Origin of the sequence: Terrabacter sp. 2TAF16, assembly GCF_052115065.1 — a bacterium.
Classification (GTDB): domain Bacteria; phylum Actinomycetota; class Actinomycetes; order Actinomycetales; family Dermatophilaceae; genus Terrabacter.
Genome location: NZ_JBFRFZ010000015.1, coordinates 31,617 through 53,066, shown reverse-complemented (window position 1 = coordinate 53,066; position 21,450 = coordinate 31,617). Strand labels below are relative to the sequence as shown.

Genomic DNA, 21,450 nt, shown 5'->3' with positions numbered 1-21,450 from the left:
AAACAGATCCGGATCGGGTGCGCTCGGCATGTGCGACTACTCGCGAGCGAGCATCGCCGCGCCGAGACCGACCATCATGACGCCGCCGGTGGCACCGAGCGTGTCGAGCCGGGCGGGCTTGCGGGCGAACCACTCCCGGGCCCGCGCGGCAAGCAGGGCCCACATGCTGTCGCTGCAGATGGCCATGAGGCCGAAGACCCCACCGAGCACGGCCATCTGGACGCCCACGTGGCCCGCGCCGGTGTTGACGAACTGCGGGAGGAACGCGACGAAGAAGAGGATCGTCTTCGGGTTGGTAAGGCCGACGATCGCACCGATGCGTAGGGCGTGTCCGCGCTTCGCCGACACGTGCGCCTCCATGGCCTCCCGGGCGTCGTGGCGGTGGCGGATGGCCTGGACGCCGAGATAGATGACGTAGGCGGCGCCCGCGACCTTGATGACGGTGTACGCGGTGATGCTCGCGGCGACGATCGCGCCGAGGCCGACGGCGACGAAGACGGCCTGCGCCGTGACGCCGACGGCGTTGCCGACGACCGAGAGCAGCGCCTCGCGCCGCCCGACGGTCAGGGCACGACCGATGGTGAAGAGCAGGCTGGGGCCCGGGACCTGGATGAAGAGGATCGACGCGACGAGGAACGCGACCCACTGGCTCGATGACGGCACCGGACCAGTGTGCTCCCGGCGGCCGACAAAGGGCAGGCGGTTTTCGAGGCTCGGACACTAGCGTCGGGGGGATGACGACGCCTGCTCGGACCGAGCGCACCGACCCGCCCCTCGCGGCCGACGAGGCCACCACCCTCGTGGCCTTCCTCGACTACCACCGCGACACCCTCCGTCTGAAGACCGAGGGCCTCACGGCCGAGCAGCTCGCCCAGCGCCTCGCGCCGTCGACCCTGACGCTCGGGGCCCTGCTCAAGCACGTCGCGCTCAACGAGGCGAGCTGGTTCGGCGAGGTGCTGCACGGACGTCCGATGCCCGAGCCGTGGGCGAGCGCGGACTGGGACGCCGACCGCGACTGGGAGATGACGTCGGCGCGCGACGACAGTCCCGAGGAGCTGCGCCGGATCATGGACGAGTCGGTCGAGCAGGCCCGGCGCGACATCGACGCGGCGCTCGCCGCGGGCGGCCTCGAGTTCCGCTCGGCGACGCTGTCGCGCAAGGAGAACCAGACGTTCAGCCTGCGCTGGATCCTGCTGCACATGATCGAGGAGTACGCCCGCCACAACGGCCACGCGGACTTCCTCCGCGAGGCGGTCGACGGCGTCACCGGGGAGTGACGGCCCGCCGGAGGCAGAAGCGACGGAGCGGCTCCGCCGGCATGACCTCGGCGAGGTCGCGGTAGCGCTGCGCCGCGTGCTCGCGTCGCCCCGTGCGCCACTCGAGGTCGGCGAGGGCGAGGCTCGCGTCGCGGCTGGCGTAGGCCGGTGACCCGGCCTCGATCGCGGCCAGCTCGGTCTCCACCTCGGCGACGGACCCACCGGGGTCGGCGGCGAGGATGCCCTGGGCCGTGGCGACGAGTCGAGCGACCCGGACGGAAGGGGAGGGCCACCGGTGCTCGAGCGCGCCGTAGAGCTGGACGATGCGCCTCCAGTCGGTGCGCTCGAACGACGGCGCGCTCGAGTGGACCCCGGCGATCGCCGCCTCGATGGCGAAGCGACCGTCTCCTGCCGCGGCGACCGTCGCGTCGGCGAGCCCGGCCCGGAGCAGGGCGCCGTCCCACCGGCTGCGGTCGACCTCGTCGAGCGCGAGCCCCGTCCCGGTCTCGTCGACGCGGCCGGGGCGACGGGCCAGGCCGAGCCGGATGACGGCTCGCAGGCCGCGTACCTCGGTGTCGTCGGGGTAGGCCGCGACGAGGGCGTCGGCGATGGACAGCGACTGGCGCCCGGTGTCGGCCAGGGCATCGGCAGGGTCGAGGACCGTCCGGTGCGCGACCGTGAACATGCCTGAGACGCAGGCGATGACGACAGGGAGCCGCCGACCGCGCTCGGTGGCGTCCGGCACGTGGAAGGTGCCCCGGGCTTCGGCGAGGGCCCGCTTGGCGCGCGTGAGCCGGGCTGCGGCCGCGGTGTCCTGCACGCCGAGGTGGCCCGCGATCTCCGGGATCGTCAGGCCGCACACGACGCGCAGGGCCAGGACCATGCGGGACGCGGGCGAGATGGCCTCGTCGCACGCGACGAAGAGCAGGGCGAGGCGGTCGTCGAGCCCCTCGCGTCCGTGCAGGGACAGGTCGTCGGCATCCATGGCGGCGTGGTCCGCCTCGGGACGGGCGAGCTCGGGGGCGAGCCGGCGCAGCGTCGTCCGCCGTCGGGCGTCGTCGAGCCAGGCGCGCCGGGCCACCGAGGTGCACCACGCGGCATACGACTCGATCGGCGCCCCGCCGGCGCGCTCGTGCGCGGCGGCTCGTGCGACGGCCTCGGCGGCATACTCCTCGGCGTCGTCGAGGCTCCCGGTGAAGGAGGCGAGGGCGCGCACGATGCGCGGCCACGCCTCCTCGAACTCACCCGTCCCGAGCGGCACTCACATCCCCGTCGGGAAGACCTTGCGCCACTCGATCCGACTGGTGGTCGGCACGAGGGCGGCGATCCGGCGGGCCGTGTCCTCGTCGTCGGTCTCGACGAGGTAGAAGCCCGTGATGACCTCCGAGGTGTCCGTGAAGGGCCCGTCGGTGTAGACCGCGTCCTCGACGGCGCGGTCTCCGGAGCCGGGAGTCACCGTGCCGCCGTGGCGGGAGTTCTGCAGGGCGGCGCCACCCATGATGCGGGCCCCGAGGTCGGCGACGGCCTGCTGGAAGGCCTTGTGCTCGGGGAACGACGCGTCCATGTCGGACGCCGCAGCGGCGCTGGGGTCCTTGCCGGCGGGGCCGGCGTCGGTCGTGGGCTCGCCACCGAGGTAGGCGTCGGAGTCCCAGTCACCCTCGTGGATCAGGTAGACATATGTGTCGGCCATGGCCGGCTCCTTCTCGAACGGGCGCGCAGCCGTGAGATCTGCGCGGGTGGCGACTCTCGCCACATCATCCTGACGAACTCGCCGGATGGGAATCGACACGCGGTCCCGAGAATCTCGGGCCGGCCCGGTCAGCTCCCCCCGAGACGCTCGAGGCGGCCCTCGAGCGAGGCCCGGCGGTGGGCGTTGCCCTCGAGGTCGAGGTAGCGCGTGCCGAACGTCGCGAGCAGTGCGTCGTCGAGTCGGCGCACCGCGCCGGGCGGGTACTTGTAGCCCATCCGCTCGATGAGGGTGGTGCCGTCGACGGGGGCGATGACCTCGGCGAGGGCGTCGACCGACGTGATGCCGAGCTCGAGCAGCAGGCCCGACACCCACGTGTAGTGGTCGGTGCGCGACCAGCCGGCGTCGGCGTACTTCGCGGCGAGGAACTTCGCGAGGTCCTGCGTGCTGATGCGGGAGTCCTGCGCCACCGCGTCGGGCGGACTGGCCGGCAGGGCCATCTGGAGCCGGTCGCGGATGGCCGAGAACTCGCGGTCGGCGAGCTCGATGAGCCCGGCGGCCAGCGTGAAGCGGCGGTCGAGGTCGTGGGCGTGCTCCTCGGGGACGGTGCCCTTGTAGCGGATGTCGTGCTCGAACTCGGCCCACGCGTGCTGGAGCACCGTCCGGATCTGCACGGACGCGCTGCGTCGGCGGAGCGCCTCGTAGGCCGTCGGGACGGTGCGACTCGCGTCGACGGCGACGAGCAGGTGGCGGCTCGCGTAGCCGAAGCGTCCCGATCGTGCGGTCTCGAGGCCCATGTCGCGGTCGTCCAGGACGGCGAGCTCCTCGGCCAGCAGCTCGGCCACGGCGGCGACGTCGTCGTGGACGTAGGTGATGACGCGCACGCCGATCTGGTCGGTGATGTCGGCGAGCGGGTCGGGGAAGAGCAGCTCTCCGTCGCGGCGTCGCTCGGCCTTGGCGGCGAAGGACGCCACGGACTTCGTACGGCCGCTCACGCTGAGGTAGTTGATGCCCGCCTCGTCGAGGAGGCCGGTGACCATCTCGACGAAGAGCGCCGTCGCGGCCTCGACCTCGGGGCGCACCGCGGCGTACGCCAGCGCCACCTCGCTCGTCTCGGTGGGCTCGACGGGCTCGTTGGGCGGGGTGCTCGCCCCGTCGGTCGCGCCTGCTCCATCGCTGTCGGACATGCCGCCATCCTGCCGTGCTCGCAGGACCGGCGGCGACCGGTAGTCGTGGAACCACCAGAGGTCCTCGCGCTCCGAGGCGCCCCACCCGTGCCGCACACCCCACCACGTCGGTGCCTGCGTCCACACGGCCCCATGTGCCGGGAACGCGCGCCTGGCCGCGTCGACGAGCCCGACCGCGCCGTCGTCCTCCCAGTCGTGGCATCGCGGCCTCACGTCGTCACTCTGCGGACACGGGAACAGGTGAGTCAGGCCGACGCCGAAGCCGAGTGCGCGGTAGAGCGAGATCGCGGACTCGAGCGTGATGCTGTGGTGGCCGCTCTCGAGCCGGGAGATGCGGCTGTGCGGGACGTCGAGCCGCTCCGCGAGGGCGCGCTGGCTCAGCAGGTAGGTCCGGCGCACGTGCCGCAGCGCGTTGCCGAACGCATCGGGGCCGTGGCCGAGGGGGACGGTCATCGGTCCACGGTCCCGGCTCCGCAAGCGCGCCGTCGCCGCTGAGCTCGGCACTGTGGACGAGCGGTCGCCCGGCCCCGAGGGTGTGGACGACCGCCACGAGGCCGGCGGGCCGCAGTGCCGTCACGGACGCTGTGCGTTGGGTTGCCCGGTGACTCAGCCGCCGGCGGGGATCTCGCGCGCGCTGTGCGTTGGGTTGCCCGGTGACTCAACCGCCCGGCGCGGCCGTCTGAGTCACGTGATGACCCAATGCACAGGGGGCACCCACGGTGGCCGTGGAAGCGTCGACTCGGACCGGGCGGGGGGAATGGCGTGGACGGGCGGGGCGGGCAGGTGCGAGCGTGTCGCCATGCACCTCGAGACCGCCCGCCTCACCATCCGTCCCTGGTCGCACGACGAGGCCGAGCGGCTGCTCGACATCCAGAGCCGCATCGAGGTCGTGAAGTGGCTCGGCGACGGCGAGCCGGTCCTCATGAAGGACCTCGACGAGGCGCACACCCGCATCGACCGCTACCTCGAGCGCAGCGAGGCGCCGCCGCTCGGCTTCTGGGCCGTCGAGGTCCGTGAGACCGGGGTCGTCGCCGGCTCCGTCATCCTGCTGACCCTGCCGGACGCCGACGACGGCGAGGTCGAGGTGGGCTGGCACCTGCACCCCGACTCGTGGGGCCACGGCTACGCGACCGAGGCGGCGACCGCGGTCATCCAGCACGGTTTCGACGGCGGCTTGCCCGAGGTCTACGCCCTGACCCACACGACGAACGAGCCCTCGCAGGCGGTGTGCCGCCGCCTCGGCCTCGACGACCTCGGGATCATGGAGAAGTGGTACGCGGACGAGTCGCGCGTCTACCGCACCACCCCGGAGCGCTGGGCCAACCGCGCCTGAGTATGCCGTCCGGCCGGTTCAGCCGCCGACGTGCACCTGCGGGCGACGGTCGGCTTCGGGCTCGGCCCGCCGGATGATCTCGTGCGTCAGGGGCGGGATGTCGCCCTCGCCGGCGAGCAGGAAGCGCAGCACGTTCTGCCCCGGCGCCTTCTCGCTCCACTCGAAGTAGATGTGGGGCGGCTTGCTGACGCGGTCGCGGACGTCGAGCAGGACCGCAGCGAGGACGTTGGGCACCGATGGGCCGGTCGCGCGCAGGATGTAGTGGCCGCCGACGACGGCGGACCCGACGTGCACGGTGGTCGCGAAGTCGCTCGCGTCGCTGATCTCCACCTCGAGGAAGATCGCGCCCTGCCGGGCGTTGAGGTGGTTGTGCATGCGGACGTCGAGGGACTTCGCGCGGTACTCGTCGCGGTCCCCGGCGTTGATCTTGTTGGCGATGAACCGCAGCGGCTGGGGACCGAGCGCGGCGTCGTCGAGGATCGCCCGCGCGCTGTCGTCGTAGACGACCCGCTGCACGCGCAGCTCGGTCGAGCGCACGATGCGCGACCAGACGCTGATGACGACGATGAGGGCGATGAAGATCAGGGCGATGACGAGACCCTCGGGGCGCTGCTCGATCGTGATCGTGATCGTATAGACGAAGATCGCGCTGACGACGGCGAAGAAGGCGGCTGCCGCGCGGTGGCCGCGCCGCAGCTCGGTGAGGAACACGGCGATCGCGGCGGACGTCATGAGCGCGAGCACGCCGGTGGCATACGCCCCCGCCTGCTCGTCGACGTTGGCCCCGAAGGCCAGCGTCACGACCGCGGCGATGAACGACAGGACGAGCACGAGCGGCCGCGTCGAGCGGGCCCAGTCCGGCGCCATGCCGTAGCGCGGCAGGTAGCGCGGGACGATGTTGAGCAGGCCCGCCATGGCTGAGGCGCCGGCGAACCACAGGATGCCGATCGTCGAGATGTCGTAGATCGTGCCGAAGCCCTCGCCGAGCAGGTCGTGGGCCAGGTAGGCGAGGGCGCGGCCGTTGGCAGGCCCTCCCGGCTGGAACGCCTCGGCCGGGATGAGCAGGGTCGTGACGAGCGAGGAGCCGATGAGCAGGACGCTCATGATGAGCGCGGCTGTCGTCAGCAGCTTGCGCGCGTTGCGGATGCGGCCCTCCGGCTTCTCCGGCGTGTCGGCCGGGTCGCCCTTGACGAGGGGCATGACGACGACGCCCGTCTCGAAGCCGGAGAGCCCGAGCGCCAGGGCCGGGAAGACGAGCAGGGACGCGCCGATGATCCCGAACGGGGCCGAGTGGGCCGAGGTCATCGCCGTGATCCAGTCGCTGAACGCCGTCGGGTGGTCGCCGATCTCGACGACGCCGCGCACGAGCACGACGAAGCTGAGGCCGAGGTAGGCCACGACGAGGACGACGGCGATCCCGATGGCCTCCTTGAAGCCCTTGAGGAAGATGCCGGCCAGGAAGACGAGCAGCGTCAGCGTCACACCGACCTGGTGGCCGGTCAGCGTGCTCTTGAGGTACGGGTTCTCGATGAGGTGGGCGCTCGCGTCGGCCGCCGACAGGGTGATCGTGATGATGAAGCCGGTCGCGACGAAGCCGATGAGGCACAGCACGAGGATCTTGCTCGGCCAGTAGGACAGCAGCCGCTCGAGCATCGAGAGACTGCCGTCGCCGTGCGGGCTCTCGGCCGCGACGCGGCGGTACATCGGGAGGGCACCGAAGAGCGTGATGAGCACGAGGACGAGCGTCGCGACGGGCGACAGCGCGCCGGCCGCGAGGGCCGCGATGCCGGGCTGGTAGCCCAGCGTCGAGAAGTAGTCGACACCCGTCAGGCACATGACGCGCCACCACGGCTGCACGTGCTGCTGCTCGGTCGCCTCGCGCTCGCGCTCGTAGTAGCCGCCCGGGTCGGCCTCCTCGGCGTCGAGGAACCACCGCATGAGGGGTGTGCGCTCCGCACTCTGTGTGATCACGGCGGCGAAGTCTAGGGGTCGGCGCTGGGAGCGCCCTACCGGCGGCGCGACCGGGACTGGTAGGCGAGGGAGAGGACGACGAGCCCGAGGGCCCACAGCGCATGGACTCCGTTGACGACGAGCAGGACGACGACGGACACGTGCGCGACGAGCGCGGTCCACCAGCCGCGGGTGCCGCGGGGCAGCAGGCGCAGGGCGGAGGCCGTGCCGAGCACGTAGACGAGCGTGAAGCAGCCCGTCGCGAGCAGCATGAGCGGCGTGAGGCCGAGGTCGAGCGTGACCGCGAGGACGAGCGAGAGCATCGAGCCGGCCGTGACGAGGGCGATGCTGCGGCGTGGAACCTGTCCGGCCTCGCCGCCCCGCGCCAGCCATCGCGGCAACGCACCGTCGCGAGCCAGCGCCGCGCCCAGCCGAGAGCCACCGGCGTAGTAGGCGTTCATCGCCCCGACCGTCAGCAGCACCGCCACGACGGCGGTCACGACGCGGGCCTGCTCGCCGAGGGCGATCGCCATGAGGTCCGAGAGCGGCGCCTGGCTGTGGCCCGTCGCCGGTCCCAGCACGAGGACGCTCGTCGTCGCGAGCCCGAGGTAGAGCACCCCGACGACCGCGACGGCGATCCCCGTCGCGCGCGGCACGTCGCGGCGCGGGTCGCGGTAGTCCCCGGCGAGCGAGGCGACGGCCTCCCACCCGGCGAAGCCCCAGACGAGCACGGCAGCCGCGGTGCCGACGGCGGCCCACCCGTTCGGGGCGAAGGGGGTCAGCGACGCCGTGCTCCCGTGCGGTAGGGCGACGGCCATCGTCGCGGTCATGAGCAGGGCGAGCACGGTCGCGAGGCCGAGCTGCACGCGGCCCGAGAAGCGCAGGCCGGCGAGGTTCATCAGTCCGGTGCCGAGGATGAGGGCCGCCGCGACGACGACGGTCGTCGTGCGTCCGCCGCCCACGACGTCCGCGACGTAGCCGCCGGCCATCATCGAGGCGGGTGGGGCCCCGACGGGCACGGCGAAGTAGAAGCACCAGCCGACCGCGCCCGCCGCGCGGTCCCCGAAGGCCCGACGGACGTACGTCGACACGCCACCGCCGTCCGGGTGCCGGGCGCCCAGTGCGGCGAACGTGCTCGCGAGCGGCACCGAGAGGAGCACGAGCGCCGCCCACGCGAGCAGCGAGGCGGGGCCGGCGACCTCGGCGGCGAGGGCGGGCAGCGTGATGACGCCGGTGCCGAGCACGGCGCCCACCGACAGGGCAGCCCCCTGTGCGACGGTGAGCGTGCCCCCGGTCGTGGAGTGGCCGGGGGTCGAGGTGGCCCCGGGGATGCGTGCGGTCGTCGCCATGGCTCCAGACTCCCGCCCAAGTGGACCGGTCAGAAGTGCCACTTCTTGCCAGGCTGTTTGGGCCAATCCAGACTGGTGGCATGGACCTGCACCTCAGCCTCACCGGGTCGGGCGACCTCACCGCCCAGATCTACGCCCAGCTGCGCGCCGCGGTCCTCGACGGCCGCCTCAGCGGTGGCGACCGGGTGCCCGCCTCCCGTGACCTCGCCGCGAGCCTCAGCGTCTCGCGGGGCACGGTGACGGCGGCCTACGACCGGCTCCTCGCCGAGGAGCTGCTCGAGAGCCGTCGCGGGGCCGGGACCTTCGTCGCGGCCGGGTGCGTGCCGCCCGCTCGGATGACCGGGCGACGGGCCCGGGCGGGAGCCGTCACGGCCACGTCGCTCTGGGCGACCGAGCCGGACGTGCGGCCTGCACCCGGTCCTCGGGGCGCGCTCCACGACTTCTCCGTCGGGGTGCCCGACGACTCGCTCTTCCCCCTCGCGACGTGGCGACGTCTCGTCAGCGGCACGCTGCGCCGGGGCCGCCTGTCCGCCGGCACCTATGACGATCCCGGCGCGAACCGTGGCGGGAGCCGTCTCGAGGCCGAGATCGCGAGGTATGCCGGCGTGTCCCGGTCGGTCGTCGCGTCCGGTGCCGACGTGGTGACCACTGCGGGGGCGCAGCAGGCGCTCGACCTCGTCGCGCGGGTGCTCGTCGAGCCCGGCGACGTCGTGGCCGTCGAGGACCCGGGCTACAGCGCCGCGACCCGCCTCTTCGCCACCCACCGCGCCGTCGTCCGAGGCGTCCCGGTCGACGGTGAGGGGATCGTCGTCGACGCCCTTCCGGACGCGGCCCGACTCGTCTACGTCACGCCGTCGCACCAGCACCCGACCGGGGTCGCGATGTCACGTGCCCGGCGGATCGCCCTGCTGGAGTGGGCCGTCCGGCACGGAGCGGTCATCGTCGAGGACGACTACGACAGCGAGTTCCGCTTCGCCGACCGGCCCCTCGAGCCGCTGCAGAGCCTCGACCGCGACGGGCGCGTCGTCTACGTCGGGTCGTTCTCCAAGTCGCTGCTCCCGGGGCTCCGCGTCGGCTACGCGATCGCCCCGGCGACGCTGACGCCCGCCCTGCGCGAGGCCAAGCGGGTCACCGTCTGGGACGGCGACGTCGTGACCCAGGGGGCGCTCGCGGACTTCCTCGCCGAGGGGCACCACGCCGCCCACGTCAAGCGCGCGACGAAGGTCTACCGCGCCCGGCGGGAGGCGCTGCTCGAGGTCCTCACGAGCCCCGACGGCCTGGGCGACTGGCTCGAGGTCGTCCCGTCGGCGGCGGGCCTGCACCTGTGCGCCCTGCTGCGCGACCCGGACCTCGACGACGTGGCGATCGCCGAGGCCGCCCTGGCCGTGGGGGTGTTCGTCGAGCCGCTGTCGGTGCGGCACCTCGAGCAGCCGGCCCGCCACGGGTTCGCCTTCGGGGTCGGCGGCATACCCCTGACGGGCATCGGCCCGGCGCTCACCGCGCTGCGGGGTGTCCTCAGCTCGAGCCGGCCGGGACGCCCCGGCGGCGGATGATCGCGAACTGCGTCGCGAGCGGGATGATCCCGAGGATCAGGACCATCGGCACGGCGAAGCCGAGGCGCAGGTTGTCCGAGCCGACGGCTCCGGTCAGCACGGCACCGAGCAGCGCTCCGACGTAGTTGAACTGGTTGAAGCGGGCGACGACCTGGTCGGTCTTGTCGATGCGCTCGCCGGCGGAGTCGGCGTCGCCAGCGGCGATGGCACCCGCCGCCGAGAAGCTGAGGGGCGCGATGGTCGCGACGGCGCCGCCGAGGATCGTGAAACCGACGACGGCGACCACCCACGTCGGCGCGAAGACGATGACGGCGAGCGCCAGGGCGGCGACGACGCCGCTGATCCGGAGCAGCCACACGGCGCCGTGGCGGTCGACGAGACGGTCGCCGACGGTGCGGGCCAGGAGCGTCGCGACGAGGTAGGGGAGCGTCGCGAGCGCGGTGAGCCCCGTCGGGGCGTCGAGCGTGCCGTCGAGGTAGACCGGTCCCCACGTCGTCGCGGCCGTGTCGACCATGTAGAAGAGGACCATCGCGACGCCGAGGAGGGCGATCCGCCGCCACGGCACGTCGACGGTGGCGTCGGTCTCGGCAAGGCGGTCGCGACGGACGTACGGCGCGGCCAGCGCCGCGACGGGGAAGACGAGCAGCGGGAGCAGGGCCGGCCCGAGGTCGACGCCCGACGTCGCCAGCGTGACGAGCGTGCCGAGGATGCCGCCGGCGGTCCAGAAGGCGTGGAAGGAGGGCAGGATCGGGCGGCGGTAGAGGTGCTCGACGGTGACGGCCTGCATGTTCGACGACGCGTCGACGAGACCGAGCGCGAGCCCGTAGGCCGCGAGCCCGCCGACGAAGACCCCGAAGGTCGGTGCGACGAGCAGCACCGCGAAGCCGGCCGTGGCCACGACGAGCCCCACGCGGACGACCATGGCGCTCGACGAGCGTGCGGCGACGAGCTCGGCGACGACCGAGCCGACGCCCGCGAGGAGCACGACCATGAGGAGCAGGCCGCTGACGGCGAGCTCGTCGAGCGACCACTTCTCCTGGACCTGCGGCAGGCGAGTGGTGAGCGAGATGAAGAGCAGGCCCTGGACGAAGAAGGCGGTGCCGGCGGCGAGGCGTGCCCGCAGCAGGGAGGAGGACTCGGCCCGAAGTGTCACGGTGGGTCACACTGTCGGTCGCCAGACCCGCCGTCAAGACTCATGCCGTGGTTCCGCGAGTCAGCAGCAGGCGTCGCCGCGCCAGTTCGAACGTCCCTCGCGGACCGCCACGGCCGCGATGACGAGCGCCGCGACGGGGTCGAGCCACCACCAGCCGAGGAGGGCGTTGGCGAGGAGGCCGACGAGGAGCACGCCCGAGAGGTAGGTGCAGAGCAGCGTCTGGGTGCCGTCGGCGACGACCGCTCCGGACCCGAGCTCGCGGCCCGTGCGCCGCTGCCACTGCGAGAGCAGCGGCATGACCGCGAGTGACAGGGCGGCGAGCGCGATGCCGACGACCGAGGTGTCGGGCTGCTCGCGGGCCACGACGGCGCGCACCGACTCGACGGTGACGTAGGCGGCCAGGGCGAAGAAGGAGACGGCGATGAGGCGTCGGGCCAGGTGCTCGCGCTCCTCCGGTACGGGGTGTCCGAACTGCCAGAGGATGACGAGCCCGCTCATCACCTCGACCGTCGAGTCGAGCCCGAAGCCGACGAGCGCGGTCGAGTCGGCCACGCGCCCGGAGGTGATGGCGACGACCGCCTCGGCGACGTTGTAGGCGACCGAGGCCGCGGCCAGCAGCCGGGCCCGGCGCACGAGCGCGGCCCGCCGTGACGGCGGCAGGAGCGAGAAGACGGGCCGGGACGGGGTGCTCACCAGTCGGCCCCTCGGCACTCGGACCGGTCGGTCGTCTCGACCTGGAGCGTCGCGTGGGCGACATGGAAGCGGTCGCGCAGCATGGCGCTCGCGGCCTCGAGCACCTCGGGCGCCGCATCGGCACGGGTCGTCACGAGGTGCGCCGTCGCGACGTCCATGCCAGAGGTCAGCGTCCAGACGTGGAGGTCGTGGACCTCGGTGACGCCCGGCACCTCGCCGAGCGCGGCCAGCAGGTCGGTGGGCTCGAGGCCCGTCGGGGCGTGCTGGCCGAGCACGGCCACGACCTCGCGGCCGAGCCCGACGGCACGCGCCGCCACGAAGACGGCGATGGCGAGCGCGACGACGGTGTCCCACCACGCGCTCCCGGTGGCCCCGACGAGGATCGCAGCCGCGATGACGCCGACCGAACCGACGGTGTCGGCGACGACCTCGAGGTAGGCGCCCCGGACGTTGAGGCTCTCCCCGGCGCCCCCGCGCAGCAGGAGGAGGGCGACGACGTTGACGAGGAGGCCGATCGCACCGACGACGAGCATGGTGCCCGAGGCGATCTCGGGGCTCGAGCCGATGCGCCCGAGCGCCTCGACGGCGATGTAGACGGATACCCCGAGCATGAGCAGCACGGCGAGACCCGACGCGAACACCTCGGCACGGTAGGAGCCGAACGTGCGTCGGCCGGTCGTGTCGGCGCGCGTCGCGATGCGCGTGGCGACGAGCGCGGCGCCCAGGGTCACGACGTCGGCGGCCATGTGCCCGGCGTCGGAGAGGAGGGCGAGGGAGTCGGACGCGAGGCCGGCCGCGAGCTCGACGCAGAAGAAGGCCGCGACGAGGCCGAAGGCGACGGCGAGCCGCCACCGGTGGCGCCCCCCGGCGTGGACCGCGGCGGCGCCCTCGGTCGGCCCGTGCCCGTGCCCGTGGCTCACCGGTGGCGCTCGCCGTCGTGGAGGGCGTGCTCGCGCGTCACGTCGAGGAGCAGGCGGACGTGGGCGTCGGAGAGCCGGTAGTAGATGTTGCGGCCCTCGCGCCGACCGGTGACGACGGCCGAGGCGCGGAGCAGCCGGAGGGCCTGCGAGACCGTGGTCTCGGCGGTGCCGGTCGCGGCCGCGAGGTCGCAGACGCAGAGCTCGCCGGCCTCGAGGAGGGCGTAGAGCATCCGGGCCCGGGTCGGGTCGCCGAGCAGCTTGAAGACGCTCGTGACGCGCGCGAGCTCCTCGACGCCCGGGGCGTTGTCGGTGGCCAGGGCGACCTTCTCGGGGTGCACGCACGGGGCGGTGCAGCCGTCGAGTCCGGTGACGGTGCTCATGGTCGTCCCTCTCATCTGAATGGATGATCAGATGTCACTGTCGTGCCACCTGCCCTCCGGCGTCAACCTGGCGGCAGACTGTCCGACATGTTGAGACTGACGGTCACCGTCCCGAGCGAGCTGACCGAGCAGGTCACCGCCGTGCTCGCCGACTCGAGCGCCGTGAGCACGCTGTCCGTTCTGCGCGGCGCGGCAGTGCGCCCGGTGGGCGACGTCGTGCACGCCGACGTCGCCCGGGAGGGGGCCAACGTCCTCGTCGACCGGCTCCGGGACCTCGGGGTCCACGAGGGTGGGACCCTCCAGATCGAGCCGGTCACGACGTGGGTCTCGCGCGCCGGCTTCGAGGCCGACGAGGAGACGCCCGGGAGCAGCGCCGACGCCGTCGTGTGGGCCCAGGTCGCCCAGCGTTCCTACGACGACAGCGAGCTGAACTGGACCTTCCTGTCCTTCATGTCGCTCGCCACCCTCATCGCCGGCATCGCGATCGTCCTCGACTCGCAGATCCTCGTCATCGGGGCGATGGTGCTCGGTCCCGAGTTCGGGGCGATCGCCGCCCTCGGCGTCGCGCTCGTGCGACGACGCCCGCTCCTGCTCGCGGTCGCGGCCCGCGCCCTCGTCGTCGGCTTCGTCGTGGCCATCGCCGTCACGTGCCTCGCCGGTCTGGCCGGCCGGGCCCTCGGGTGGATCACCCTCGACGACATCTCCGGCGACCGACCGGCCACCCACTTCATCTACTCGCCCGACAAGTGGTCGTTGATCGTCGCGGTCCTCGCGGCTGCCGCCGGCGTGCTGTCGCTGACGTCGGCCAAGCTCGGTGGCCTCAGTGGCGTGTTCATCTCGGTGACGACGATCCCGGCCGCCGGCAACGTCGCGCTCGGGCTCGCCTTCGGGGCGTGGGGCGAGGTGCGCGGCAGCGGCCTCCAGCTCGTCGTCAACATCGTCGGGATGGCGCTCGCCGGCTGGCTCACCCTCGCGCTCCAGAAGGCCGTGTGGTCGCGGGTGCCGGCACCGCGGTCGCACTCGAGGCTGAGCCGCCGGATCCATGCGGAGCCGCGACCGCGCCTCTAGGCCGCCTGGTGCGGTCGGCCCCACGCGGTCGACGCCGACGGAGAGATCGCCGGGGGCGGCTTCACGGAGTCGTTGTCGTCGGTCGGGGCGCGGGCGTCGGCAGCGTGAACGTCGTCGTCAGCGCACCGTTGACGAGCGAGAGCAGGATGCCGGTCTCCTGACGGATGACGGCGTACCGGCTCTGGGCCACCGGCGAGTTCGCCGTCGCCTCGTCGGACGCGGCGCGGGCGAAGAGTCCGAGCGACCCCAGCCGGCCGTAGTAGCTCGGCGCGTCCAGGCCCGGCGGAGGACCGTTCGCGCCGAGCCGCTCGAGGTGCTGGGCCATGAGGTCGAGCTGGAGCGCGGCGGCGTTGCCGGACAGCGCCATCCGGTCGAGCAGCCGCACGTCGACGACGAGGTTCGAGTAGTCAGCCAGCGCAGCGGGCCGGTTGAAGACGGTGCTCGTCGTCAGGCTCGGTCTCGGGAGTGCCGTGACGGTGACCGTCGGCGTGGCGAGGACCGTCGCCGTCCTCACGACCGTCGTCGTCGCGGTGACGGTACTCGTGTCGACCTCCGTCACCGTCACCGTCTCGGTCGGCACCGGCGTGCCCGTGGAGCCGGCCACCTGGCTGAGGTCGATCTCGGGCTTGCCGGACGAGCACCCGACGAGGGCGAGGGCAGCCGACAGCGCCAGGGCTGTGGCGACCTTGGCTCGGCGCACGACCGGCTCCTGTGCTCGACGTGGACAGTGGGTCGATTGTCATCGTTGGGCCGCCGCCGTGGGACCGAATGCGCGAATCGTCCGGTCAGGTGCGCGCCGCCGCGAGCTGCGGGCGCGTGAGGAAGAGCGCGCCGTCGAGCCGCGCCCCGCGCAGGTCGGCGTCGCGCAGGTCCGCACCGAGCAGGTCGGCCCACCGCAGGTCGGCGTCGCGCAGGTCCGCAGCGATGAGCAGCGCGCCCCGGAGGTCGGCCGTGCGCAGGTCACGGCCGCGGAGGTCGGCGGCGACGAGGTCGGCCCCGGCCCGCAGCCGCCGGGCAGGAGGGCGTATGCCGTCACGCCGCCTCCGACGTGCGCGTGCCGTCGCGCTGGCGGCCCGCAGCAGGCCACCGACCCGGGACCGCACGGCGACGAGGTCCACGGCGAGCAGCTGGTCCGGAGACCCGGCCGTCGAGGTCCTGACCTCCTCGGCGGACGCGGCGAGGCCGGACCGGGTCGGCTCGTCCGGGTCGAGCGCGAGGGCCTCGCCGAGGTGGGCGAGCATCTCGTGCAGCTGGCGCATGACGGGCAGGACGGCATACATCGTCGGGGCGGTCTCGGGGGCCTCGCGCCACGAGACGCCGCCGAAGGTCACCTGCGAGACCTGCTGGCCGGCGCCGAAGCAGTCGAACGTCACGCACCCGCGCCACCCGCCCTCGAGGAGCCGGTCGTGGATGCCGCACCGGTGGTCGGCGAGGAGGTTGCGGCAGGGCTCACCGCCGGACTTGTCGACGGGGAAGTCGGCCGACCGGGCGAAGGGGAGGGCGACGCAGCACAGGCCGAAGCACCGCGAGCAGTCGGCCTCGAGCGCCGGCGCCCCGTGGGAAGGGGTGCTCACGGCAGCTCGTTGCTGACCATCGTCGTGCGGTCCGTCCCGCCGCCCCCGCCGTCGTCGTCGTCGGCGTAGCGCAGCGCGTCGACGGTGCCGAGCGGGAGCTCCACCGTGTCGGGCGTGACCGTCACTGCGGACACGGGGAAGGACGCGTGGCCCTGGAGCTGGAGCCACGTCGTGCGCCCCTCCTCGATCTCCCCGTCGCGCCGGCCGTCGGTCCCGATCCGCCAACGCTGCACGGTCGCTCCGTCCTCGTCCGGGGCGACGAACCGGTTGACGCGCTGCCACGGCGGTCCCTCGGCGGGCTCCACGAGGTGGGTGGTCGTGCGTCCGTCGGGACACCCCGCGCGGATCTCGTCGGCGGTGACCGGCGTCGGTGCGGTGCCCGGTGCGAGCACGTGGGGATCGCTCATCCCGCCAGTATCACGGGCCGTCGGGCGCCCCGTCACCGTCGAGGTCGACGACGAGCTTGCCGAGCGTGCCGTTCGCGAAGTCGGCCAGGGCGGAGGGCGTGCCGTGAGCGAGCAGGCGCGCTGGATCGCCACGGACGTCAGGCGGTCGACCTGGTTCGCGGCGAGCCGGCCGGGCAGCGCCGGGGTGGGGGTGTTCGCGGATCGGTGAAACGCGCCGTCAGAGCAGCGAGCTGGGGTCGTCCGGGATGTCGGCGGCATACGACTGGAGCAGCTGGAGCGGCACGATCTCGAGCGCGCGCTCGTGCGTGGCGGCGAGGAAGACCGGCGCGGCGGCGCCGTCCTGGTGGGCCTCGAGCCATCGGCTCGCGACGACGCACCACCGGTCGCCCGGCGTCAGGCCGGGGAAGCGCCACTCAGGACGGGGCGTCACGAGGTCGTTGCCGACGCTGCGCTGGTGCTCGAGGAACTCGGTCGTGACGACGACGCAGACGGTGTGGCTGCCCCGGTCCTCGGGCCCGGTCGTGCAGTAGCCGTCGCGGTAGAAGCCGGTCAGCGGGTCGGTGCCGCAGGCCTCGAGCTCGCCGCCGAGCACGTTCCGTTCCCGAGCTGCCATGACCCAAACCTAGTGGCGGGCTGCTCGCTAGGCTGGCCCCATGCTGGGAGTGAAGGACTACGAGCAGGACTACATCGACGCCTGCCGGTCGCGGGTCGAGACCCAGGTCGTGATGTTCCACGAGGTGGCGCAGGCCGCACGCGACCACGGTGACGCCGACGTCTCCCACCTCGAGGGCGCGCTCGAGTCGCTCGAGTACGAGTACTTCAACAACATGCTCATCGTCCTCGACGGCTACTTCGTCCACCGCCTGCGCGGCGTCGAGGGCAAGGACGGCAACGCGCTCAACGAGGTGCGCGTGCTCGTGCGCTCGCTCATGGAGAACGGCGGCACCGTCATGGCCGACCCGCAGATCCGGCTCGACCCGGCGCGCAGCGTCCTCGGCCTGGAGGTCGGTGCCCCCATCACGCTGACCCTCCAGAAGTACCGCCGGATCTCCGACGCCTTCCTCCGCGAGATCGAGAACAAGTTCTCGCGCGACGACTGACCGGGACCCACCGCCCTCCCGTCCGACATGCCCGCAGATCGAAGGAGATCCGCCGTGCCCCGCGCTCCGATGTCCGCCGAGGTGCGACGTGACGCCGTGGGGGTCCCGCACCTGCGCGCCGGCGACGTCATGGAGCTGGCCCGCCTCCAGGGGCGCATCACCGCCCTCGACCGGGCGTGGCAGGTCGAGCACCACCGCTGGCGGATGGAAGGGCGGACGGCCGAGTACGTCGGCGCGCACGGGCTGCCCTGGGACCGGTTCGCCCGGCAGGTGCTGCTCGAGCCGACGGTGCGGCGCTGCTTCGAGCGGCTCGACCGTGAGACGCGGACGTGGCTGACGGCATACGTGGACGGCGTCAACGAGACCCTCGCCGAGGGGCTCGCGGGCACGCCCGAGGTCGCGCTGCTCGGGCTCCAGTCGTATGCCGCCGCGCCCCGCCCGTGGGAGCCGTGGACGCCGCTCGGCATCTTCTGGGGCATCCACCTGCTCTTCGGGACCTTCCCGGCCAAGCTCTTCAACGCGCACGTCGCCGACCGTCTCGGCGCCGAGGCCCTCGCCCTGTTCCACGCCGAGGGCGTCGAGCGGGCCGAGGCCTCGGGGAGCAATGCGTGGGTCATCGGCGGGGAGCGCACGGCGAGCGGGCTGCCCCTCCTCGCGGGTGACCCGCACCGCACGATCGAGCTGCCCGGCTGCTACCAGCAGGTCGGCCTGGCCTGCCCCGAGTTCGACGTCGTCGGCTTCACCTTCCCGGGGGTGCCCGGCGTGCAGCACTTCGCCCACACGGGCACCGTCGCGTGGGGCATCACGAACGCCATGGCCGACTACCAGGACCTGACGCTCGAGTCCCTCGGTCACGTCGGCCACGGGCCCGACGGATCGCCGCTGCTCAAGGCGCGCGGCATCGACGGGTGGGAGCCGGTGCGCGCCTCGACCGAGACGCTGAGGGTGCGCGGCGAGGCTGACGTGACCGTGCCCGTCGTCGTCACCTCTCGCGGGCCGGTCGTCACCGGCCTCGAGGCGGAGATCGAGCGGCTCGTCGCCGAGGCCGAAGCACCGCCGCAGTGGACCGACGAGAGCGTCCAGCCGCGCCGGGCCCACCCGGCCGCCCACAGCCTGCGCACGCCGACCCACGTCGAGGAGGACCTCGGCTTCGGCGCCCTCCTGCCCCTCCTTCGGGCGCGGACGGTCGCCGACGTCGAGGAGGCCCTGTCGCGCTGGGTCGAGCCGGTCAACAGCGCGCTCGTCGCCGACGACACGGGTCGCGTCCGTCACCTCGTCGTCGGTCGCGTGCCCGAGCGCGACGAGGTCGGGGCGGTGCTGCCCGTCCCGGCGTGGGACCCCCGGCACATCTGGCACGGCTACCGGCGGGGGCCCGGCAGCGACGTCGACGACGTCATGGTCAGCGCCAACGACCGGGCCAGCGGCGGCGGGCTCGGGGTGGAGTACGCAACGCCCTTCCGGGCCGGTCGCATCCGCGAGCTCGTCGAGTCGGGGGAGCAGCTGACCGTCGACGACTGCGCGGCGATCCACGTCGACACCCGCAACGGACAGGCCGACCTCATGCGCGAGCTCGTCGCGGCGGCAGAGGTCACGGGGGCCGCCGCCGCCGTGCGGTCCGAGCTGCTCGCCTGGGACGGCCACAGCGACACCGGCAGCCGCGGTGCCGCGCTCTTCGCCGCCTGGCGCACGGCGCTCGTGCGGTGGTTCTCCGAGCACCCGGTCCTCTCCGCGCTGCACGAGCCGAGCGGCCACTCCCGCATCTTCGCCGCGTGGACCGACGTCGTGACGCAGATCGGGGTGGGCTGGCACTCGATGGCGCACCTCGGTCCGGCCCACGGCATCGAGGTGCGCGAGGGCGTATGCGTCGCGCTCGAACACGTCGCGGCGCACCATGACTCGCTGACGACGTGGGGCGAGCGACACTGGCTCGACCCGGTCCACGCGCTCGACGCGACCGGGCGGGCGCCCCACGTCCCGCGCGACCCCGTCGGTGGCGACAAGGGCTGCATCCTCGCGGCGGCGAGCGCGCCCGGGGTGACGGACCACTGCTACGGCGGACCGGTGGCGCGCTACGTCTGGGACCTCGCCGACCGCGAGGCGAGCCGCTGGGTCGTGCCCTTCGGCGCGAGCGGAGACGCCCGCGACCCGCACTTCGCCGACCAGACGCCGGCGTGGCTCGCCGGCGAGCTGCATCCGGTGCAGCCGGCGACGGGCACGGGGGCCACTGAGGGCACCGGGTAAAGGAGTACTTTGCCCGTCTTTTACTATTTGCGGTACAAAACATGACTTTACGACGTACTGTTCGGGCGTAGGCCCCTCGAACAGGCCCCGCGAATCGCAGGAGTAGTGAGTCTGGTGACGACGAGCATGACGCCCACGCACGGCGATCCGTTGCGCCACGGCTCGAGACCGCTCTCCGACGGCGACCACGAGCGCTGGCTCCCCGACCCGTCCTGGCCCGTGCCGCCCCGCGGGTGGCAGCTCTGGGCCGCCGCCGGCTCGACCGCGCGCCCGGGACGCGCCGGAAATATCGACTCCCGACCGATCGATGACGAGTCGAACTCGCACCCGAGGCCCCGGATCGACGACACTGTCGACGTGAAGTCCGAAATGCCCTATTTGGCGGTTCTCGAGGATGCCTCGTTCACGCTGCCGACCCGCCCGAGCGCCCTCGTCGACCACGGGCGGGTCGACCTGCTCGCCGACCGTCCGGCGCGACGGGTCCCGGAGGGCGCGGTCGCGGGCTTCGCGGTCCTCGGTGCCCTCGTCCTCTTCAGCTGCCTCGTCGGCGGCCTGACCGGCGGCCTCATCGTCATGGGCGTCTCGACCCTGCTCGCGGCGAGCGCGGCCCTCGTTCGTGGCCACCTCTCGCTGTCGCGGGTCGGCGGCCAGCGCGGCGCCGGGCTGCTCCTCGGAGCGGCCGTCACCGCCCTCATCCTCGGGTCGGTCGCGACGCACGACCGTCGCCCCGGTGTCGAGGTCCTGCCGAGCGCGCCGGTGCCGGTCAGCTCCGACCGCGTCACCGACACCCAGACGGCGTATGCCGCCGTCCCCCGGACGCCGTCCGCGACGTCGGTCGCGTCCACGGCGCCGACCCCGCGTGCCATCCGCTCGACCGAGGCCGCTGCTGCGGCCGGGCCGACGCCTGTCGTGCCCACCGTTCCCACTGAGCCGGCCGAGCGGGCTGAGCCGGCCGAGTCGGACGAGCCGGTCGTCCCGGCCTCCGAGGTCACCCCCGCCGCCACGCCTCGGGCCGACGCGTCGGCCCTGGCGTCGGGCTCGAGGACCGGTGGCGAGGCTCTCACCCTCAAGCCCGACGCGCTGAGCCCGTCGGCGGTCGCGCCAGCCGGCGGCACGGGCCCGAAGGGGTCCACGAACGACAAGGGCGGCAAGAGCAGCAAGAGCGACAAGAGCGACAAGGCCCCGAAGAGCCCGAAGGGCCCCAAGACCTCGAAGGCCTCCAAGGACGCGAAGAACAACGGCGCGAAGAACAACGGCGCGAAGAACAACGGCGCGAAGAACAAGAACGGCAAGGACAAGAACGGCAAGGCGTCGGACGGCAAGGCGTCGGACGGCACGGCGAACGCCAACCCGCAGCCCAAGCTCTCCGAGGCCGGCATCGGCGGGTCGGGTGCGGCGACGACGTCGGTCACCGGCTTCTCGACGACCCCCGCGACGCGTGCCCACGCGGCCACGCTCCGGGCCGTCGCGGCCCTCCCGGTCCGCTGACCGGTCGACGTCGGGACGTGCCCCAGGGGGTATGCCGTCGCGCCACGGTCCCCGGACGCGATCGAGGTGCTCTCGAGCGCCCCGGACCTGTGCCACAGTGACCTCGTGGGG

21 protein-coding genes are annotated in these 21,450 nt (G+C 73.3%); 7 read left to right on the top strand and 14 right to left on the bottom strand.

All coding sequences use genetic code 11. The annotated features are described in order from the left end of the window. Window positions 1–36: 36 nt before the first annotated feature. Window positions 37–663 (bottom strand): LysE family translocator, encoded by a 627-nt coding sequence (locus AB4Z14_RS19105; protein WP_442276583.1) that lies wholly within the window; start codon window positions 661–663, stop codon window positions 37–39. Between the two features lie 71 nt (window positions 664–734). On the opposite strand from AB4Z14_RS19105, the gene AB4Z14_RS19100 reads away from it, so the two are divergent. Continuing rightward, complete coding sequence (locus AB4Z14_RS19100; RefSeq protein WP_442276582.1) at window positions 735–1,277, top strand: DinB family protein; 543 nt, start codon at window positions 735–737, stop codon at window positions 1,275–1,277. Here the strand turns inward: AB4Z14_RS19100 and AB4Z14_RS19095 are convergent. The 3 genes from AB4Z14_RS19095 to AB4Z14_RS19085 all read right to left on the bottom strand — a co-directional run bounded on the left by AB4Z14_RS19095 (window position 1,264) and on the right by AB4Z14_RS19085 (window position 4,583). Next, window positions 1,264–2,517, bottom strand: coding sequence for a DUF6596 domain-containing protein (locus AB4Z14_RS19095; RefSeq protein ID WP_442276581.1), 1,254 nt, complete (start codon window positions 2,515–2,517; stop codon window positions 1,264–1,266). The two genes, AB4Z14_RS19100 and AB4Z14_RS19095, sit on opposite strands and share 14 nt — an antisense overlap. Continuing rightward, window positions 2,518–2,946 carry a YciI family protein gene (locus AB4Z14_RS19090; RefSeq protein WP_442276580.1) on the bottom strand — a complete coding sequence of 143 codons (429 nt, stop codon included), beginning with the start codon at window positions 2,944–2,946 and terminating at the stop codon, window positions 2,518–2,520. A gap of 128 nt (window positions 2,947–3,074) precedes the next feature. Continuing rightward, a complete protein-coding gene (locus AB4Z14_RS19085) occupies window positions 3,075–4,583 on the bottom strand; it encodes a helix-turn-helix domain-containing protein (RefSeq protein WP_442276579.1) in 1,509 nt (502 codons plus the stop codon). Between the two features lie 346 nt (window positions 4,584–4,929). On the opposite strand from AB4Z14_RS19085, the gene AB4Z14_RS19080 reads away from it, so the two are divergent. After that, on the top strand, window positions 4,930–5,463 hold the full coding sequence (locus tag AB4Z14_RS19080) for a GNAT family N-acetyltransferase (RefSeq protein ID WP_442276578.1): 534 nt from the start codon (window positions 4,930–4,932) through the stop codon (window positions 5,461–5,463). Between the two features lie 18 nt (window positions 5,464–5,481). On the opposite strand, the gene AB4Z14_RS19075 is transcribed toward AB4Z14_RS19080, so the two are convergent. After that, window positions 5,482–7,401, bottom strand: a complete 1,920-nt coding sequence (locus AB4Z14_RS19075; protein WP_442276617.1) for an APC family permease — start codon at window positions 7,399–7,401, stop codon at window positions 5,482–5,484. A gap of 68 nt (window positions 7,402–7,469) precedes the next feature. Next, window positions 7,470–8,762, bottom strand: a complete 1,293-nt coding sequence (locus AB4Z14_RS19070; RefSeq protein ID WP_442276577.1) for an APC family permease — start codon at window positions 8,760–8,762, stop codon at window positions 7,470–7,472. An 80-nt stretch (window positions 8,763–8,842) separates the two neighbouring features. On the opposite strand from AB4Z14_RS19070, the gene pdxR reads away from it, so the two are divergent. Further along, on the top strand, window positions 8,843–10,315 hold the full coding sequence (gene pdxR / locus AB4Z14_RS19065) for a MocR-like pyridoxine biosynthesis transcription factor PdxR (protein WP_442276576.1): 1,473 nt from the start codon (window positions 8,843–8,845) through the stop codon (window positions 10,313–10,315). Here the strand turns inward: pdxR and AB4Z14_RS19060 are convergent. Genes AB4Z14_RS19060 through AB4Z14_RS19045 form a run of 4 tightly spaced genes read right to left on the bottom strand, consistent with a single transcriptional unit; the run spans window position 10,278 to window position 13,461 of the window. Next, a complete protein-coding gene (locus AB4Z14_RS19060) occupies window positions 10,278–11,468 on the bottom strand; it encodes an MFS transporter (protein WP_442276575.1) in 1,191 nt (396 codons plus the stop codon). The genes pdxR and AB4Z14_RS19060 overlap by 38 nt on opposite strands. A 60-nt stretch (window positions 11,469–11,528) precedes the next feature. Continuing rightward, window positions 11,529–12,161, bottom strand: a complete 633-nt coding sequence (locus AB4Z14_RS19055; protein ID WP_442276574.1) for a cation transporter — start codon at window positions 12,159–12,161, stop codon at window positions 11,529–11,531. Continuing rightward, entirely contained in the window at window positions 12,158–13,081 is a 924-nt protein-coding gene (locus AB4Z14_RS19050) for a cation diffusion facilitator family transporter (protein ID WP_442276573.1), read from the bottom strand. Before AB4Z14_RS19050 ends, AB4Z14_RS19055 begins: the two co-directional genes overlap by 4 nt. Further along, the gene (locus tag AB4Z14_RS19045) at window positions 13,078–13,461 is read right to left on the bottom strand and encodes an ArsR/SmtB family transcription factor (protein WP_442276572.1); all 384 of its coding nucleotides are present in this window, start codon (window positions 13,459–13,461) and stop codon (window positions 13,078–13,080) included. Before AB4Z14_RS19045 ends, AB4Z14_RS19050 begins: the two co-directional genes overlap by 4 nt. Before the next feature lie 87 nt (window positions 13,462–13,548). Here AB4Z14_RS19045 and AB4Z14_RS19040 point away from each other — a divergent pair, with 87 nt between their 5' ends. After that, window positions 13,549–14,529 carry a DUF389 domain-containing protein gene (locus tag AB4Z14_RS19040; RefSeq protein ID WP_442276571.1) on the top strand — a complete coding sequence of 327 codons (981 nt, stop codon included), beginning with the start codon at window positions 13,549–13,551 and terminating at the stop codon, window positions 14,527–14,529. A 61-nt stretch (window positions 14,530–14,590) separates the two neighbouring features. Here the strand turns inward: AB4Z14_RS19040 and AB4Z14_RS19035 are convergent, their stop codons facing one another. From AB4Z14_RS19035 to AB4Z14_RS19020, 4 genes are all read right to left on the bottom strand, one after another. Further along, window positions 14,591–15,229 carry a hypothetical protein gene (locus AB4Z14_RS19035; RefSeq protein WP_442276570.1) on the bottom strand — a complete coding sequence of 213 codons (639 nt, stop codon included), beginning with the start codon at window positions 15,227–15,229 and terminating at the stop codon, window positions 14,591–14,593. 85 nt (window positions 15,230–15,314) lie between these two features. Then, window positions 15,315–16,103 (bottom strand): pentapeptide repeat-containing protein, encoded by a 789-nt coding sequence (locus AB4Z14_RS19030; RefSeq protein WP_442276569.1) that lies wholly within the window; start codon window positions 16,101–16,103, stop codon window positions 15,315–15,317. Next, complete coding sequence (locus AB4Z14_RS19025) at window positions 16,100–16,510, bottom strand: hypothetical protein (RefSeq protein WP_442276568.1); 411 nt, start codon at window positions 16,508–16,510, stop codon at window positions 16,100–16,102. Before AB4Z14_RS19025 ends, AB4Z14_RS19030 begins: the two co-directional genes overlap by 4 nt. Window positions 16,511–16,727: 217 nt before the next feature. Continuing rightward, window positions 16,728–17,123 carry a DUF2237 family protein gene (locus tag AB4Z14_RS19020; protein ID WP_442276567.1) on the bottom strand — a complete coding sequence of 132 codons (396 nt, stop codon included), beginning with the start codon at window positions 17,121–17,123 and terminating at the stop codon, window positions 16,728–16,730. A gap of 40 nt (window positions 17,124–17,163) precedes the next feature. Between AB4Z14_RS19020 and AB4Z14_RS19015 the strand changes: the two genes are divergently transcribed. From AB4Z14_RS19015 to AB4Z14_RS19005, 3 genes are all read left to right on the top strand, one after another. Beyond that, window positions 17,164–17,610 carry a hypothetical protein gene (locus AB4Z14_RS19015; protein ID WP_442276566.1) on the top strand — a complete coding sequence of 149 codons (447 nt, stop codon included), beginning with the start codon at window positions 17,164–17,166 and terminating at the stop codon, window positions 17,608–17,610. Window positions 17,611–17,664: 54 nt separating this feature from the next. Next, window positions 17,665–19,851, top strand: a complete 2,187-nt coding sequence (locus tag AB4Z14_RS19010; protein ID WP_442276565.1) for a penicillin acylase family protein — start codon at window positions 17,665–17,667, stop codon at window positions 19,849–19,851. Window positions 19,852–19,965: 114 nt separating this feature from the next. Next, window positions 19,966–21,339: a hypothetical protein gene (locus AB4Z14_RS19005; protein WP_442276564.1), complete on the top strand. Its 1,374-nt coding sequence runs from the start codon at window positions 19,966–19,968 to the stop codon at window positions 21,337–21,339. Window positions 21,340–21,450: the final 111 nt, after the last annotated feature.